Annotated in this window: 10 protein-coding genes; 3 read left to right on the top strand and 7 right to left on the bottom strand. The window is 53.0% G+C overall.

Features of this window, described 5'->3' with window-relative positions; genetic code table 11:
- Positions 1-16 precede the first annotated feature (16 nt).
- Positions 17-3,352, bottom strand: coding sequence for a TonB-dependent receptor (locus IEW09_RS00385; RefSeq protein ID WP_229738972.1), 3,336 nt, complete (start codon positions 3,350-3,352; stop codon positions 17-19).
- A gap of 288 nt (positions 3,353-3,640) precedes the next feature.
- Between IEW09_RS00385 and IEW09_RS00390 the strand changes: the two genes are divergently transcribed.
- From IEW09_RS00390 to IEW09_RS00400, 3 genes are all read left to right on the top strand, one after another.
- Positions 3,641-4,495: a FadR/GntR family transcriptional regulator gene (locus IEW09_RS00390; protein WP_188552205.1), complete on the top strand. Its 855-nt coding sequence runs from the start codon at positions 3,641-3,643 to the stop codon at positions 4,493-4,495.
- A 206-nt stretch (positions 4,496-4,701) separates the two neighbouring features.
- Entirely contained in the window at positions 4,702-4,968 is a 267-nt protein-coding gene (locus tag IEW09_RS00395; RefSeq protein ID WP_188552206.1) for an acyl carrier protein, read from the top strand.
- Between the two features lie 2 nt (positions 4,969-4,970).
- Entirely contained in the window at positions 4,971-6,182 is a 1,212-nt protein-coding gene (locus IEW09_RS00400; protein WP_188552207.1) for a beta-ketoacyl-[acyl-carrier-protein] synthase family protein, read from the top strand.
- Here IEW09_RS00400 and IEW09_RS00405 read toward each other — a convergent pair.
- The 6 genes from IEW09_RS00405 to IEW09_RS00430 all read right to left on the bottom strand — a co-directional run bounded on the left by IEW09_RS00405 (position 6,166) and on the right by IEW09_RS00430 (position 17,440).
- Entirely contained in the window at positions 6,166-7,179 is a 1,014-nt protein-coding gene (locus IEW09_RS00405) for an NAD-dependent epimerase/dehydratase family protein (RefSeq protein WP_188552208.1), read from the bottom strand. The two genes, IEW09_RS00400 and IEW09_RS00405, sit on opposite strands and share 17 nt — an antisense overlap.
- On the bottom strand, positions 7,180-8,478 hold the full coding sequence (locus tag IEW09_RS00410) for an aminotransferase class I/II-fold pyridoxal phosphate-dependent enzyme (RefSeq protein WP_188552209.1): 1,299 nt from the start codon (positions 8,476-8,478) through the stop codon (positions 7,180-7,182).
- A 149-nt stretch (positions 8,479-8,627) separates the two neighbouring features.
- A complete protein-coding gene (locus IEW09_RS00415; protein ID WP_188552210.1) occupies positions 8,628-10,928 on the bottom strand; it encodes an amylo-alpha-1,6-glucosidase in 2,301 nt (766 codons plus the stop codon).
- Positions 10,929-11,186: 258 nt separating this feature from the next.
- On the bottom strand, positions 11,187-13,910 hold the full coding sequence (gene metH, locus IEW09_RS00420; RefSeq protein ID WP_229738973.1) for a methionine synthase: 2,724 nt from the start codon (positions 13,908-13,910) through the stop codon (positions 11,187-11,189).
- Positions 13,911-13,930: 20 nt separating this feature from the next.
- Complete coding sequence (locus tag IEW09_RS00425) at positions 13,931-15,022, bottom strand: homocysteine S-methyltransferase family protein (protein WP_188552212.1); 1,092 nt, start codon at positions 15,020-15,022, stop codon at positions 13,931-13,933.
- Positions 15,023-15,385: 363 nt separating this feature from the next.
- Positions 15,386-17,440, bottom strand: coding sequence for an alpha-L-arabinofuranosidase C-terminal domain-containing protein (locus tag IEW09_RS00430; RefSeq protein ID WP_188552213.1), 2,055 nt, complete (start codon positions 17,438-17,440; stop codon positions 15,386-15,388).
- Between the last annotated feature and the right edge of the window lie 25 nt (positions 17,441-17,465).

The following is a 17,465-nucleotide window of genomic DNA, read 5'->3' on the forward strand; positions in this document are numbered from 1 at the left end:
TCGTTAGCCTCTTCGTCTAAAAGTTGTACTTCAACGCGAACTGGATATCACGCGAAGGAATGGAAGTGGAGGTAATGGTGCAGCAGGATGAAGCATCAATCGTCGAGCTTGGGGCATTAAAGCTGGTCGTATTTGGCAAGTTGAAGAACTCTGCACGGAACGAGAGAGTAGACTCCCCGGGCATCGCAAAGTCCTTGAAAATTGAGGCATCGTATTGGCGGAAAGCGTCGGATTGAAGCGTGTTGGCGAGAACCTGTCCATAGGTATATTGCGGAGCTACAACGTATTTTGTCTTGTCGAACCAACTCGTCAACGATCGATGAAATGTCGGCGATCCACCCGCAGGATTGAGATTCGGCCGCTGCGATCCGACACCGGTATTTGCTCGGTCCGATGAAACCACTGGCGTATATGGAGTCCCGCTCCGCAGAACGATGATTGTCTGCACCTGCCATCCACCTAACGTAGCGTCAATAAGTCGGTTGCTGTTCCCCATATACTTCCGTCCTCTCCCTATTGGCAGTTCGTACGTGCCACTGATCGCCAAATTCTGAGGAGTATTGAAGGGAGAATAAGTTCTCTCATATCCGAGATTGCCACCAACTGCAGACGATTGATTCGACTGCATGAACTTAGACCACGTATAGGAGATCAACCCTGTCAAACCGTTACCGGCACGATGTTCGATCTTCGTCTGCAATGATTGATATGTTGTTCCAAGATCCTGAGACTGGTAGGTAATGGTTCCCCATGGCTGGTATGGGCGTCGCGCCTGCACTCCGCCGGGGCCGGGGGATGGATCGTTGAAGTCATCTGTGCTCTGCAGATGAACCCCATGATTTCCTACATATGCAATGTCAAATACTGTCTTGGGAGTAAGTTGTTGCTGCACACCGAAGCTGTAGTGCTGGTTCGATCCTACCTTTAGATGGGTCAATGTCGGTAGAAGCGATGGATTAGCGGTTGCTGAACCAAGCTGCGAACCGAGGAAGAAGTTTGCAGTCGTACGCGTTGGGACTATATTCTGCGTCTGGTTGACTGTCTCCGATAGCAAGAATGGCAAGATATTACGATTCACGCGGCCTCCGGTACCTTCAGGCTCGTAGAAGATGCCGAAGCCTCCGCGAACAACTGTATTGTTTCCAAGTGGACGCCATGCAAATCCAATCCGCGGACCGAACTGGGTTCTGTCTGTGTACGTAATTGAATAAGGAAGTCCTGCCTGGCTGCTGGTCTGAATATATTGACCAAAAAATTGATACGCGGCAGGAGCAGCATATTGCGAAGATAGATCCACTTTATCGGTATGACTTTCAACGATGATCGGCTTGGCCTGCGATGCATCGAATGTACCTAGCTGCCCTTTATATCCATTCAGCCATGGGGAGTACTCGTATCGTAGGCCAACATTCACAGTTAAGCGATCATTTACTCGAATATCGTCCTGAGCAAAATACTGGTGATACCAGCGCTGTCCGCCAAAGTTAGCTCCTGGATAGGCTCGAGCCACAGAAGCAGGATATCCCAGCAGAAAGTCTGCAAACGCATCACCGCCGGTAGTATGAGACGGAGTTGCAGTAGGATTCTGTGTTTCGATTCCGGTGAAGTTGAAGATGCCGGCGTAGTTTGAGCTGTCATAACCAATCCACTGGTAATAGCGCACTAATACGCCAAACTTCAAAGAGTGCTTTCCCTTCAGGATCGTAAATGTGTCTGTAGGTTCAAAGACCGTGCGATCCTGAGACTTCGGACGCTGATCAAAGGCCGATCCCTGCAGAGCGCTATACCCGCTGAAGGAATAGTCCGGAAACGATCCTCCCGTTCCAGGCCGCAACAGCCCACTAAATCCTGCAATGCCGTTCAACCCATTGAAGTCAGGTCCCTGCAAAAACGCAGCAAGCCGCACATGGCTGGGAAGGTAGTGCACGCGAAAGTCCTGTACCTTATTGGCTCCAATATTTGTAATGAGGCCTACCGCGATGTCCTGACCATTTGAAGTCAGTGATGCAGTCTTCAGCAGCGGAGCGGCATTGGGATCCACCTCTCGATTATTGACGTACACCCAACGGCCGAAGAGGTGATTGGAGCTGCTAATTTGATGATCGATCCGTATGGTGAACTGGTCCCAATCAATTGCCTGAGATGGAACGGCTTCGAAGTTTGTCGCGCCAGTGTTTGCATGCGGAATGTAAGCCAACACAGCTGCTGCTTGGCTTGGAATTCGCGATGGACAGATTACATTGAGCACCCCATTGCAACTGATCTGCTGCCGCGTAATGGTTGTACCATTCGTTACCGTCGTCAACGGATCATAGATCGGCTTCAACCCCGGTGCGCTGAAGTCGCCATTTCGCTCTGCATCTGTCGGCACTGTGCTGTTAACAACTAAGCCCTGCCGAAGCCTCTGGGCTTCATAATCGAGGAAGAAGAATGTTTTATCCTTCCCGCTATACAGGTGTGGAATGGATAACGGACCGCCGATGGCACCTCCAAATTGATTACGCTTCAAGATAGCGCGCGTCGTTGAGAAGAAGTTGCGAGCATCCAACTTGTCATTACGGATAAATTCGAATACGCCGCCATGAAACTTATTTGTGCCGGATTTGGTAGTGGCGTTGAAGAACGCACCCCCACGGTTGTACTCCGCAGAATAGGGACTCTGCTGCACACTGAACTCCTGCAATGCGTCAATCGAAGTCTGGATGAATGTGCCCCCCTGATGCTGCTCACTCACATCCACGCCATCCAACAGAAACGAGATAGCACTTCCGCGAATGCCGCTGATCGTATTTCCGTCGACAACCTCGGGCCGGATTGCCAATGAGTTACCGGTCGGCGGCAAAAGGGCAGCTCCAGGAGTCAACTCTGCCAGGCGGAAAAATCCACGGCCATTAAGCGGCAGGCTGGTCAATTGATGATTGCTGATTACCGTACCGATCGTTGCTGTATCCGTACTGAGCAGCGGCGTTTCGACCGTCACATCAATCGTAGTATTCTCAGAACCCAGTTGGAGAGCAAGATCCTCTCGAACCACCTGTCCAACCTGAACCTCGACGTTTGAGGTGCTAACGACAGAAAAGCCTTTGGCTGTCACTGTCAGGTTATAGACTCCAGCCTGCACGGGAGTGATTACATATTCGCCATCGGCATTGGTGGTAGCGGTCTGCACAATATTAGTTCCAAGGTTAGTCGCCTTGACAGCGGCGTTCGGAACAAGCGCCCCCTGAGGATCGGTGATACGCCCCACAAATCGGCCCGTTTCGACCTGTGCCATCGCCGCTGAAACGCTGATAAGAATTGCAAAGGATGTTGCTATCAGGCCCATTCTGACGTGGCTATCGATCTTTCTCATGTGCGACCTCGTATATTTTCTCCACATCCATAGCGGGAGACTATTTTTTGAACGAGTGCAAAGGTAGTACCAAAATGAAGATCATGTCAAACAAAAAATTTGAGGGCGATCTTGCGGTCTTCAAATAAATCAGTAATTGCAGCGCTCTATTGAGGAAAGTGGGATTAAAATCATTGCTACCGTCCGCAATAATAAATTCATATTTCCCCTAAAACGGTCGTACCGATGGTTGCGACTTCTATAGATTCAAATTTGACAAAGCTCGCAATGATACGGATTATTTGAGGAATGAATGGACGACGTAAGTCTCCAATTGACGATAGCGAACATATCCTCAGCAATAAGGAGGATGTCACTCACCTCCTCATTCTGCGTTTTCAGCAACTGCTGAGTGATGGAGTGCTGTCCCCCGGAACAAAGCTGCCATCGGAACGGGAACTTGCCGCGAGCTTTGGAGTCGCGCGCTCGTCCCTGCGTCAAGCTCTTAAAGTATTGGAGATTATGGGCGTCATCACACAGAAGGTTGGGGACGGCAGCTATCTGAACAAAGATGCCTCTTCTGTTCTGGCGGTCCCCATGGAGTTCTTGTTCCTGCTGGACGACACGTCGCTCCAAGAGCTGACCGAGATGCGGCTGATGATGGAACCTGCTCTGGCTGCCAAAGCCGCCGAGCGCGCCACGTCACAGCATATTGCACTCTTGAAGCAGTCCATCACCGACCTCGAACACAGCAAGCAAGATCGTGTCCGGCTAGTTGCGTCAGATATCCTCTTTCATCGTGCTATCTTTCAGGCTTCCGGAAATCGTCTCGCCGGTCGGCTTTTTCATACAATTCACCGCGCCATGCTGAACATGATTATGGTAACTTCGCAGCTCGTCGAGCTCGAACATACTCTGCATTTTCACCAACCCATCTTAAATGCCATCGAACAGCGCAATCCTGAGCTTGCCGAACGCCTCATGGCTGACCATCTGAATGACGCACGAGATTTGCTGCTTAACAGCCGCAACCAGGAAAGATCACGCAAATTGCGCGACCATCTCGCAACCGGCTCCCCACTGCACAAACTGCCGGGTAAGGCAGGCAGCTCTAAGTCCGCAACGCGTTCCAAAGTGAAAAATAGCGGTGGCAGCCATCTATAAGAGATGCTCTTCGGCTGTTTTTGCAAGGATATGAGCATATCTTGGTACGTCCTTATCGAACAAACCTGATCAAGAATCTGCTTTTATCCCCTCCTTCGGTCCAGCCTTGGATGCCTTCGCAGTATCAACCTTCCCAAAGTCAAGGTAGAATTGGCTCTGCAAAACCAGTTCACACCACTTAATTGGTGCCAAGGATCATCGCTGAAGTGACAGACCATACCATTCAGGATCGGGTTTTAAAGGTCATCGCGACCACCAAACGCATTCCCATCGAGAATGTGCACCCCGACAGTAGCTTTGAATCGCTGGAAATCGACTCCCTCGACCGTCTCAACATCCTCTTTGGCCTCGAAAGCGAGTTCGACATCGAGATCAACGATGAAGATGCCAAGCACATCCAGAACATTCACGAGATGATTGAAGGTATCACTCAGCTTCTTCAGGCGAAGGCATCTTCTTCGCCCAGCGAGTAATCATGCATCGTGTAGTCGTTACGGGAACCGGCGTCATCAGCGCCCTTGGCAACAATACACCCAGCTTCTGGCAATCCCTGATTTCAGGCGTTTCCGGCATTCAAGAGATGGTTAATGTCGACATCTCTCAAATCCGCTTCAAGAACGCCGCACAGGTCCGCAATTACGTCCCCGAAGATAACTTCGCAGCCAGAGACATCGATGTCATGGATCGTTTCGCTCAGTTTGCCGTATTGGCTGCCCGCGAAGCCGTCGCCGCAGCAGGCATCGAATGGACCCCTGATCTGCGCGAAACTGCAGCCGTCGTCACCGGCTCCTGCCTGGGAGGTCGCGGTACAGAGGAGGCTGGCTACTGGGAGCTCTTCCATAACGGCAAGAGCCGCGTCCACCCCTATACGATTCCGCTTGGAATGAGCAATGCCGGCACCAGTCATATCTCCATGCAGTTCGGCATTGAAGGACCGGCCTACAACCTCTCAACCGCCTGCGCCTCTTCGGCCCATGCTATCGGCCATGCCTTCTGGCTGGTACGCTCCGGCGTTGCTCCTCTTGCCATCGCAGGTGGCAGCGAAGCTCCTTTCTTCCTTGGCGGTCTCAAGGCGTGGGAGGCCATGCGCGTCATCAGCAAGGACACCTGCCGTCCCTTCTCTGCCGAGCGGAGCGGCCTGATTCTGGGGGAAGGCGCTGCCATGCTTGTGCTGGAATCGCTGGAAGCCGCCCTTGCCCGTGGCGCATGCCCTTTGGCCGAAGTAGTAGGTTTCGGCATGTCAGCCGATGCTGGCCACATTACGCAGCCAGTTGCCAAGGGACCTGCTCGCGCAATGAGGCTGGCGCTTCGCGACGCCAATCTCACCCATGAGCAGATCGGCTACATAAACGCCCACGGGACAGCCACAGAGGCCAACGACCGCATTGAGACCACAGCCATTCGCGATGCTTTCGGAGCGCACGCCGATAAGCTTGCTGTCAGCTCTACAAAATCTATGCACGGGCACGCCCTTGGAGCTGCTGGGGCCCTTGAGGCTGTAGCCAGCATCCTCAGTCTCAAGCATGGCATTCTTCCTCCCACCGCCAACTTCCTCACTCCCGACCCAGCCTGCGATCTGGATATTATTCCCAATCAGGCCCGGGCAGCCACGGTAGAGGCCTGCCTTTCAAATTCCTTCGCCTTTGGCGGGTTAAACGCCACGCTCGCCTTCAAATCGCTGCCTTAGAGATACGCTCCCGGCTCTTCAGCCAATCCACCGAACGGGCGACACCCTCCTCAAAAGAAACCTGCGGGGCAAAGCCAAATTCTGCTCGAGCCTTGTCACTCGGAAATTCCTGTTCCCTCGCCAGCAGAAGAACTGCATGACGCGTGAGCATAGGACGCCCTGGCAGCGCCTTTATCCAGTGGTACGGAGCCTCCATCGCGCCTGCAATCGCCATTGCCACCCCATACGGCAGATCAATCCACGGCGGCCTTCGCCCCAACCCCTCTGCCAGTGTCGCCACATATCTCTTCCAGGTAGCTCCGGTGCCGTCCGCAAGGTTGTAGGCTTGGCCCTCCGCGTCTGCGCTCTGGGCTGCGGCAATCATCGCAGACACAGCATTATCGACGTACAGGAAGCCTCCTGTGGCCCGCCCTCCGTCGATATGCGCCATTTGTCTGCTCTTCAGCAGATCTGCAATGTCTGTAACAAACGCCTTCCCTCTGGGCCCATAGATCGTCGCCGGCCTAACGATGGTTACCGGCAGGCCAGCCCGAGAGGCTCGCCACACTGCCTCCTCAGCCCAGATCTTCGTCCAGTTATAAGGCAGTCCTGCATCCCGAACCTCCCCTGTCTCGGTACATGGAACAATAGGGTACCCATAGACGTCTGTCGTGCTGACATGTAGAAACCGCTGGAGTTGACTCTGCTTCCGCGCTGCGGCTAACAACATCTCCGTCCCCCGAACATTGCTCTCGAGGTAAACCTCTATCGGAGCCCAGTCCGTTGATGCCGCCGCGCAATGAAAGACATGCGTCACATCCCGCATAGCCTCCAGAAGCGATTCGTAGTCGGTTAAACCACCACGAACGATACGCAGACGATCTGGAGAAGATTCGGAAAGATGGCTGAGATCAGAGGTCGAGCGGGCCAATACAGTCACCCGCTCCCCCTCGCTTATTAGAATCTCTGTCAGTCGGCCGCCCAAAAATCCACTTGCGCCCGTCACCAGGACAGGCACTTACAGGCTCCGCATCTTCTCAAAGACATCAAGCGCAAAATGGAGATGCTCACGGGTATGAGCCGCCGTCACACACAGCCTTAGACGAGCCGCACCCTGCGCCACTGCAGGAAACAACACCGGAGAAACTAGGATTCCGTAATTGCGCAACTTCCTTGCAAACAAGGCTGTCTTTGCATCATCGTGCAGCATCACGGGAATCACCGCCGTCTGCGACAGCCCCGTGTCATACCCAAGGCTCTGAAGCCCCTCGCGAAGCAGCACTGCATTTGCATGTAGACACGAGACCCGTTCCGGCTCCTCTCGCAGAATCTTCAATGTCTCGCAGGCGGCCGCTGCAGCAGGAGGAGCCATGGCGCCTGAAAAAATAAACGGGGCCGAAGCATGTTGCAGAAAGATGGACAGCCGCTGCGAAACCGCCACAAATCCGCCGCTGGCAGGGACTGCCTTGGCCAACGACCCGGTCCATATATCGACATCTTCTGTCGGCACACCGAAGTGCTCATCTGTACCTCTGCCATGTTTGCCTAGCACACCGCTCGCATGAGACTCATCCACCAGCAAAAAGCAATCGAACTCCTTCTTTAGTGCAATCAGGTCTGGGAGGCAGCCAATATCGCCATCCATTGAAAACACTCCATCGGAGACGATCAGAGTACGGTTAGCCTCTGGCCCATTCTCCAGTTGATGCCGCAGGGACGCCGGATCATTATGAGCGAAGGTCTGAACCTGAACCCCTGCCAAACGGCAGGCGTCCATAAGACTGCGGTGCGATAAGGCATCGGCAATGATTCGATCGGCCGGTCCAAACAGCGCGCTGATTACGGCTAAATTTGCTGCATAGCCTGAGGTAAAAGTGATCGCCGCCTCTGTCCCCTTGAATCTTGCCAGCTCTTCTTCCAACTCCCGGTGAAGATCCAGCGTGCCGGTCAATAAACGGACGCCCCCCGTTCCGGTCCCATACTGCCGTATAGCAGCGGTTGCCGCTTCATCCACCCTGGGGTCGCCAATCAATCCCAGATAGTCATAGGACGATAGCATCAGCATCCGGTGACCATCCATCTCTACCAGCGGACCAGATCGCGTGCTCAAAGGAGCCTGAAAGGGATACGCATCGATCGAACAGGCCAGCGCCGTATTCTCGAATATTCTTCGCGCCCGTGCATCCATCAGATCGCGCTTTTTATAACTGCTTTCGCGAGGGAATGAAAAATAATCCTGAAACATCTGGCCGGAGGATGAGGGAAAATTCTTCGTTGTCGTGGAGGAATCCTGAGAGAGAGAGGGGGACTGATTCATGAGTATTGACTATACTGCGGATTTGATTTGCACACTATACTAAGGAGACTGTCAGGTCATTATTAAAGAGGTGCTGGCCCTTTGTATAGACTCTCCGTAATCATATCCCGACGATTCAGGTTGTCACCGTGAAGCACAGGGGATAACCGTTACCTTATAATCTGATACGCAACGCTCACAACATGCGTCTCACCATCTGGTTTGATGAGAACCGGAATGCTTACCCTTTCCCTTCCTTGCTGCATCGCATTCATCACCCGCTGCTGGTCCGCTTGCGCCATAGTAAACTTAGCCCCCGCAGGCAGCATTGGCTTGAAGGCTAGCTCAACAGGAACCCCTTTGCTGCGTACCTGCAGCTCGATTCGATCTTCGAAGCAGCGAATCGTCACATCCATCGTAGTGTCACCGACGTGGAGACGCTGCACCGAAAGGTAGCTCCATTCCGCAGGCAGATTGGGTTCTAAAGTAAGTCGATGTTGCACTGCATCGAGCTGTTCTCCAAGCACACCCTGCAAAAATGAAGCCACAAACATTGACGAAGACCAGGTCTGCTCGGGCACCGATTCAATCTGCGGACGAAAAGAAGAACCTGAGAGCGTCTCATGGATGTGCCCCATCGCATCCAGCTTCAACCACGGCAGCAGGGTGCTCCACACCTTCCACGCCTCATTGGGGCGGTCTCCCTGCCATAGCTCTATCGCCGCCGTTGCCGTGCTCGTCGCCCATACGCTGCCTGTGGCATAAGAAGATGGATCGAAGGTCTTGCTTGCACTGCTAACTCCGCGCGTACCCCATGGGGTTTCAAATTTTGGGCTCGCAATACGATCGAGGACCTCTTTTTGCTGTGAAGGATCGAGCAATAAAAAAGAGGCAGGCGGCGGCAGATGCATGGCTTCTTCCGGCTGCCCATCTTTCAGAATCCCCGAACTCCAAAACTTCCTTTGCCCATTCCAGAAATGTGCAGGAATGGCTTTACTTGCGCGAAGGCTGGCCACTCGCGCAAGTTGTACAAGATCTGCGTGCCCTGTTAGTTCAGCGATATTTGCATACGCCTCTGATGCCCTAACCCAAGCCACGGCGAGTGCCAGTTCTTCCCGAGGATGCTCCTGCTCATCACTTCCCTCTTTGCCAACTGGAACCTTAGGAAGTCCGTCGGCTGGGTCAATCAACGAAGAACAATATTGATAAGCACTCTCTATATTGCTCCAATGATTTTTCAGAAACTGAGTATCGCCGGTTGCACTGGCATACTCGCCAAGCGTCGCGATGAACTGGAATGTAATATCGACATGCGGAAACATGTACGGATAATCCCTGGCCCAGTTCACATAGCTTGCACTTTGCGACATCTCATGCCACATCATGCCGTTATGCGGATCCTGATAGCGCATTAGAAAGAGCAGCGTATCCCTGGCGCGGACAAAGTCTCCTGTCAGTAGCAGCGCATGCATTGCGGTAAGAGCATCCCCGGCAAAGAACCATGCATATTGCGGTCGCCTCGCCAACCCACGGGATGGACCATAGCCGGCGACAAGTCCACACCCAAGCGTTGGATTGCAAACCCATGCCTGATCTAGTGCGAGCTCCGACCACGCAAGTGCCTTATTCACTTCTGCAGAGGGAGTTTCAATCCGCATGGCGTTTTCGGCTCGTTGACGTTGCTGTTGCGTCGCATCGACCTCCAGCGTTGCAGCATTGGAGATAAGCCTTTCGTAGAGGTCATGGGTCTCCTTTGCGCCATGCGTATCCGCAGCCATAAACACATGGACAGTCTTCGCAGCGCCCAAAGTCATACGTAACACGTGCTCCGAGGTCAACGGCATATTGGTGTTAATCAGGTCATCATGCAACACGGTATCAGGTGAACCCAGCAATGCATGAAAGCGTTGAGTCGGCTCATCCAGCAGATAGGCATTCGTATCCGGGAGCCAGTGAATCTCCTGCCCGCCCGTCGCAACGGGCCACATCATGTCTAGTACCGGCACAAAGCGTATTGCAATCTGAATCGGTCGCTTCGAATCCACCACATAGGTAAGTATTGCTCCCGGAAGATTCTGCGGGACGAATAGCGTCTCCCGCACCGTGAAATCGGCACCTGCGTATGTGCGCTCTATCGTAGTTGGCGTGTATTCGATGTGCCGAAGCAGTGGCGCAGAGGCAATCTCGCTCGAAGCTCCGACAAAATGAAAAGAGAGCTGTAGTCCGCGGAAGATCTGCAACGGATAAACCCAGCCTTCGAGGCCAGCAGTAGCATTGCCACCCAAAAATCCCACTCGTCCATGCACCGCCGCATAACGTGTCTGCAATGCAGTATCGGCCGTATAGGTCTCCTGTGCAATCACCCGAGCCGCAGAAACAACAAGAAAAAATCCAGCTAACAGCGAAACCTGCCTAATAAACCATCCCTTTCGCAATAGCCGTTCGCCTCTGTGCATGCATAACCAATTCACGTCGAAGACTCTCCTTCATGCAAGAACACTCTTACGCCCTTGAAAATCTGCACAGAGTTTAGTGTCAATGCGAGCACACTGTCGAATTGAAGCGGATACATACTTACAGGCAGATACTGGTCGGCCCTTACCCAGTTATGTTGTAGATAACTGAGTAAGGGCCTTATTCACAACCAGAGTGTTCTAACAGAAATTTCCTAGAAGGCTAACCGCATGCTGAACAGGGAATCATGATTCTAATACTCAAATATCTGAGCATTATTCAGTAGGATCATAGTTCAGATTTGGACCGAGCCACCGTTCCACCTCGGCCACGCTCATCCCTTTACGTTTGTGATAATCAGCAACCTGGTCGCGGTCGATCTTGCCAAGGCTGAAATATCGCGATTGAGGATGTGCGAAGTACAGCCCACTCACGCTGGAACCAGGCCACATTGCAAACGACTCTGTAATCTTCATCTCGGTATTCGCCTGCACATCGAGCAAGCGCCATATTGTGCCTTTTTCCGTATGGTCGGGGCACGCTGGATAGCCTGGGGCTGGCCTGATCCCTCTGTACTTCTCTTCAATAAAATCTTCGTTGCACAGGCTTTCTTCACAACCATAGCCCCACTCATCTCGCACTCGTTTGTGCAGACATTCAGCAAAAGCCTCCGCCAATCGATCACCGACAGCTTCCGCCATAATCGCGTTATAGTCGTCGTTCTCAGCACGATATCTGTCGCATAGCCCTTTCAGACCAATTCCACTGGTTACGGCAAACCCGCCCATATAATCTTTCAGCCCAGTCTCTTTTGGTGCAATAAAGTCGGCGAGCGACCGGCACGGCTCACTGCCTTCCCTGTTTACCTGCTGACGAAGGAAGTGGAATCGGTCTAGCACCTCTGTGCGCGTCTCATCGGTGTACAACTCGATGTCGTCACCAACAGCATTGGCAGGAAAGAATCCATAGACCCCGCGCGCTGCAATAAGGCTATTCTCAATGATGAGATCCAAAAGAGCGTTAGCATCTTTAAATATCTGGCGGGCCTGCTCGCCCTGGGTCTCATGCTCAAGGATGCGGGGATAAACGCCTTTCAGTCCCCAAGCATGAAAGATTGGCGTCCAGTCGATGAACTTACGCAGCGTGGCCAGAGGAAAGTTATCCAACACACGTACCCCTGTAAACGCGGGCGTGGCTATATCGTCAGTTCGCCATTCGATCGGAGTTCGTCTTGCGCGAGCGGTCTCAAGAGGAACAGCCTTCTGGCGGGGTGCAGCGTGAGCTTTGCGAAGCGACTCATATTCCGCGCGATGTTGCGCGACAAACTCTGCCTTACCTTCCACACTCAAAAGACTAGTCGTCACAGGAACTGCGCGGCTGGCATCCAGCACGTGCACGACCGGCTCACTATAGTGCGGCGCAATCTTGACCGCCGTATGGGTACGAGTCGTAGTCGCTCCGCCAATCAGCAGTGGTAACTTGAATCCCTGACGCTCCATCTCTCGAGCCACATGTACCATCTCATCGAGTGACGGCGTAATCAAACCGCTGAGCCCAATCAAATCAACATTCTCTGCCTTGGCGCGTTCGAGGATTTTTTCACTGGGAACCATCACCCCCATATCGATGACCTCGTAGTTATTACACGCGAGAACGACACCGACGATATTTTTGCCAATATCGTGAACGTCACCCTTGACCGTTGCGAGCAGAACTTTTCCCTGCGCTTTGACCTCCTGCCCAGACGCAGCCAGAGCAGCTTTCTCGGCTTCCATAAAAGGCGTCAGATGAGCTACAGCCTTCTTCATCACGCGCGCAGACTTGACCACCTGTGGCAGAAACATCTTGCCAGCTCCGAACAGATCACCCACTACACCCATGCCGTCCATCAAGGGGCCTTCGATCACCAACAGAGGTCGCCCCAGCTTGACACGAGCCTCCTCGGCATCAAGCTCGATATACGTGTCTATTCCTTTGACCAGTGCGTGAGAAAGTCGCTCCTCGACCGAACCATTGCGCCACTCTTCAGTCTTCTTCTCGCTTACAGCCGCACCAACATGCTTCAGCGTTTCGCCGTGCTCCACTAAGCGTTCTGTAGCATCAGGACGCCGATTGAGCAGCACATCTTCGACTAGGACCTTTAGCTCGGGCTCAATCTCCTCATATACCTCGAGCATTCCGGCATTCACAATGCCCATGTCCATGCCCGCTTCAATGGCGTGATAAAGAAACGCCGCGTGCATGGCCTCGCGAACTTTATTATTGCCCCTAAAGCTGAACGAGATGTTCGAGACGCCCCCGCTGACCTTCGCATGCGGCAGGTTAGCCTTGATCCAGCGCGTGGCATTAATAAAATCAACCGCGTAGTTGTTGTGCTCCTCCATGCCTGTGGCGACAGTGAGAATGTTCGGATCGAAGATAATGTCTTCCGGTGGAAAACCAACATCGTCAACAAGAATTCGGTAGGCACGCTCGCAGATGCGAATCTTTTCTTCATAGCTGGCTGCCTGGCCATTCTCATCGAAGGCCATCACCACCACCGCTGCGCCATACTTCAGCACCGTCGCAGCGTTCTGACGAAACTTCTCTTCGCCTTCTTTCAAAGAGATCGAGTTCACAATGCCTTTGCCTTGCAAGCACTTGAGCCCCGCCTCGATGACCTCCCACTTTGAGGAGTCCACCATAAAGGGAACTTTGGCGACTTCAGGCTCGCTAGCCAACAACTGCAGAAAACGCGTCATTGCAGCAACGCCGTCAATCATGCCTTCGTCCATGCAGATATCGATGACGTTCGCGCCATTCTCAACCTGCTGTCTGGCAATACTGACTGCTTCCTCGTACTTCCCTTCCTTCACCAACTTTGCGAACTTCGGCGATCCGGCTACATTTGTACGCTCGCCGATCATGATGTAAACGCCTGGCTGCTGGGTAAAAGGCTGCGATCCCGAAAGACGCAATGGCCTGGTCTCCGGCGCAATCGCAGTATCAGTTGTGCTCACATTCTCATTCCTGTCCATGGTCACCGTATCACTCGCAGTTCCCGTGGGGTCTTGCCTTCGAGCGCCTTGGCAATCGCAGCAATATGCTCAGGCGTGTTGCCACAGCAGCCTCCTGCAATATTGATCAGACCGCCCCGTGCAAAGTCGCCGAGGTAACGAGCCATATCTTCAGGGCCAAGATCGAAACCTGTATCCGAAAGAGGATTCGGCAAACCAGCATTTGGATAAGCCGAGATCGCCACATCTGCTTTTTCAGACAGCTCGCTCAAAAACGGATACATCAGATCAGGTCCAAGCGAGCAGTTGAGGCCCACCGATAGCGGCTTAACATGCTTCACCGCATTCCAAAAAGCCTCCGTAGTCTGGGCAGAGATCAGCGTCTCACCGCCGCGCCCTACCGCTGCCGAGATCATCACAGGCAGTTCCTTGCCATCCTGATCAAAGACTTCGCGGATAGCCACAAGCGCTGCTTTAGCATTGAGAGAATCAAAGATCGTCTCGACCAGAAGTAAATCCGAGCCGCCTGCGATAAGAGCACGTACTTGTTCGGTATAGGCAGTCTTAACCTGGTCAAAGGTGACCACACGAAAACCCGCGTCATCGGCATCGGGCGAGTTCGAGAGTGATACGGTCATCGGACCGATCGCTCCCGCAACGAATCGTTGCCGCCCCGTCGCATTCCCAACTCGATCGGCCCATTCGCGGCATTGACGCGCCGATTGCTCATTGATCTCATAAGCCAGATTACTGAGAGAGGTATCCTCAATAATCTTTTGATAGAACTCAGGATCCTTCCGGCCACCATGTTCCCGCGGATCGTCGACAAAAAACTCGCTCTGGGTAATGCTCGTCGCACCAAAGGTATTCGTTTCAATAATGTCTGCCCCAGCCTCCAGGAATCGTCGGTGGATGTCGCAGATCATATCCGGTTGTGTCAGGGAGAAGAGGTCACCGTTGTTCAGCAAATCCTTTGTCGAGTTCTTGAACCGCTCGCCACGGATATCAGCCTCTTTCATGCCATAGGTACGAATCGTAGTACCCATCGCCCCATCAATGATGGCGATTCGGCTATCGAGAATCTTTTCAAGAGGATGCTGGTGGATTGTCGTCATCTCTTCCCTAATGGTCTTACGGATAGCAATGCCGACAATTATGCAGCATCACCTTTAGTGGATTGCCTAACCCATTGATTTCATTCGTACTCTAGCTCTGCCACATTTGAGTGGGGGTGTCTCCATTATAGCGAGACTGTGAGCATACCTATCGCAATGTACTGATTAGAGTGAGACCGCCCTACAAAGGGAGCAACACCTATAGCATGCGTCAGAATAGCTCTTCCAGCTTCCCTCACGAGAGAGCTAACTAATTGAAAACAAACATAGCACCGCAACAGAAAAAGTCGAGAACTTATGTGAATACAGTTCCTTCATCAGCACTTCTTACCACCTAAGTAATGCCGGCGTGTATCTTAGCACTCATCTTTCCTGTAGCTGGATCGACGTAACGCTCTCGTGCGGAACAGTGATGCTCAGTGGCTTCTTCGAAGCGGCCTTCAAACTGAAAACCTGCGGAGCCACTCGCTTCGGCTCAACCTCATCATTAATCATGTAACGCGAGACTGCAGAGATCTGCTCTACCTTGGCTGCACCTCCAGCCGCAAAACCTCCCAAGTTGATCTCGATCGGCACATCGTTCGTCAGCGAACGGTTAACGATGAACAGGGTGATGGTGCGGTTCTTTTCGTTACGCGTAGCGACTGCATCAATATAGGGAACATCCGCTACATCGGCATAGCCCAATGTGCCATTCTTCACGCTGTATGTGCCGGAGTCGGTGGTTACAGGCAGAACAGTGTCGCCTTTCGCCGCAGAATACATCTGAAACACGTAGTAGGACGGCGAAACAAACACTTGCTCTCGGCGCTTCCATATGCCGGCAAACTCCATCAGGCCGGTCATATCGACAAGCTTCACCTGGCTGTTGTGACGAAAATAAGTGTTGAACGTTGAAGCGATCATCACAGCGCCCCCTTCATTCCGAGAGCTGGGACTCTCGTTGGTGAAGTTGCGCTCGCCCTGTCCTTTGCTATTGAACAGCCATTCCGTTACCGCAAAGTGTGCCTTGCCCTTATATCCCGGAACAGCGTCCATCTGGGCCTGCATTCGGTCCAGTTCTGGGCCAAGCCCATACGGTACCGCATACGCGGCAGCCGCCATAAAGTCGGGCGTGTATGGCTGGAGACGAACATGATTTGTTCCCGTGATGAAGTGCATCGTCAGTAGATCGAAGGTGCCCGGCGGATTGGAGAGCTGTGCAGCATTCCATCTCTCAAAATCATTCGGAGTCTCCCCCGTCGCCATAAGCAAAGCGTCTTTGGACATAGGCTTGAGCGCTTGGCTAAACGCGAGCGTGCGTGGCGCTATCTCACGAATAGTCGGATATCCCACCTGCCATTTGCCATAAAGTTCATTTCCCATCTCCAGAATCATCGGACCCTGATAGCCGTTACGGATATAACGCACCCAGTCAACCGCCTCCTGAGGAGTGCCACTTCCCATATTCAGGTTGAACTGCGGCTCCGCGTGAACCAGCTTGCAAAAGGAGAGAAATTCATCCGTACCGAAGTTGTTGTACTCAGGAATCCCCCATGCAATGTTCTCCATCGTTACACGCTTGTCGAGTGGGCCGATACCGTCTCTCCAGTGGTAGTAGCTGCTGAAGTTACCTCCAAGACGCAACTCCGTCATATGCATCTCGTCGGCCAGGCGAACCACATCCGGATCGAAGGTCCCCACTGCGTCATCAGGCATCAACGAGATCAGATCGACGTCTACTCGCTCATCCCCTTCAACGGATACGGCAAAATCTACAGGCTCCAGACGGCGCACCTGGTCGCGGTTTAGCTCAAGCTTAGCGGTATATTTCGCCCATTCCCCTGCGGTTGCTTCAATCGAAGCAGATGCCAACACCTTTTCGGAGTCGCGAGAGCGAAGCGACACCGTTACCTTCGCGGGACCGCTCACATGCTTGGCATAGAAAGAGACGTTGTAGCCATACGTTCGCGGCACAGGAAGGTAAACCCGTTGCTTGATGCCAGTCAGTTCATCAGGTGTACCCATGATCTCAAGCGACTGCCAGCTATTAGCTGCATCTCTCACATGAAGCTCATAGCGATTGCCGGCGGCCCTGTTCAGAGGCTGCCAGGGAATAGGAATGCCTGTACTATTCTTGGAATCGATCAGCTCCGGCTGATCGCGAAAGAGCTGCTCCAACATCGCGTGGTTCCAAAGGCCGGACTCCAGACTGCCATTCACCAAAATCTCAGCGATCACCCCATTGTTGATCGAGTTATCAATCGGCTCAAGAAAGCTGCCGAAGATATGGGGAGAAACCACGCCGAGGTTGCCGGAGGGATTCACCTCCACCTTAACCGTCTGCGGCATGGGCTTCACCTGCATCACCTGCGCAAGAGCCACCGCAGAAAACTGAACCACCATCAAAGCACGACAGATCGAAGAAAAGGCAGACATGAGCATCCCTCTTGTAATGGATTAC

This window comes from Edaphobacter dinghuensis (assembly GCF_014640335.1).
GTDB classification, from domain to species: domain Bacteria; phylum Acidobacteriota; class Terriglobia; order Terriglobales; family Acidobacteriaceae; genus Edaphobacter; species Edaphobacter dinghuensis.

Coding starts and splice junctions, on each gene's coding strand:
- IEW09_RS00400 (WP_188552207.1), top strand. CDS start 4,971: ATGCATCGTGTAGTCGTTACGGGAACCGGCGTCATCAGCGCCCTTGGC.
- IEW09_RS00425 (WP_188552212.1), bottom strand. CDS start 15,022: ATGACGACAATCCACCAGCATCCTCTTGAAAAGATTCTCGATAGCCGA.
- IEW09_RS00430 (WP_188552213.1), bottom strand. CDS start 17,440: ATGTCTGCCTTTTCTTCGATCTGTCGTGCTTTGATGGTGGTTCAGTTT.
- IEW09_RS00410 (WP_188552209.1), bottom strand. CDS start 8,478: ATGAATCAGTCCCCCTCTCTCTCTCAGGATTCCTCCACGACAACGAAG.
- IEW09_RS00385 (WP_229738972.1), bottom strand. CDS start 3,352: ATGAGAAAGATCGATAGCCACGTCAGAATGGGCCTGATAGCAACATCC.
- IEW09_RS00390 (WP_188552205.1), top strand. CDS start 3,641: ATGAATGGACGACGTAAGTCTCCAATTGACGATAGCGAACATATCCTC.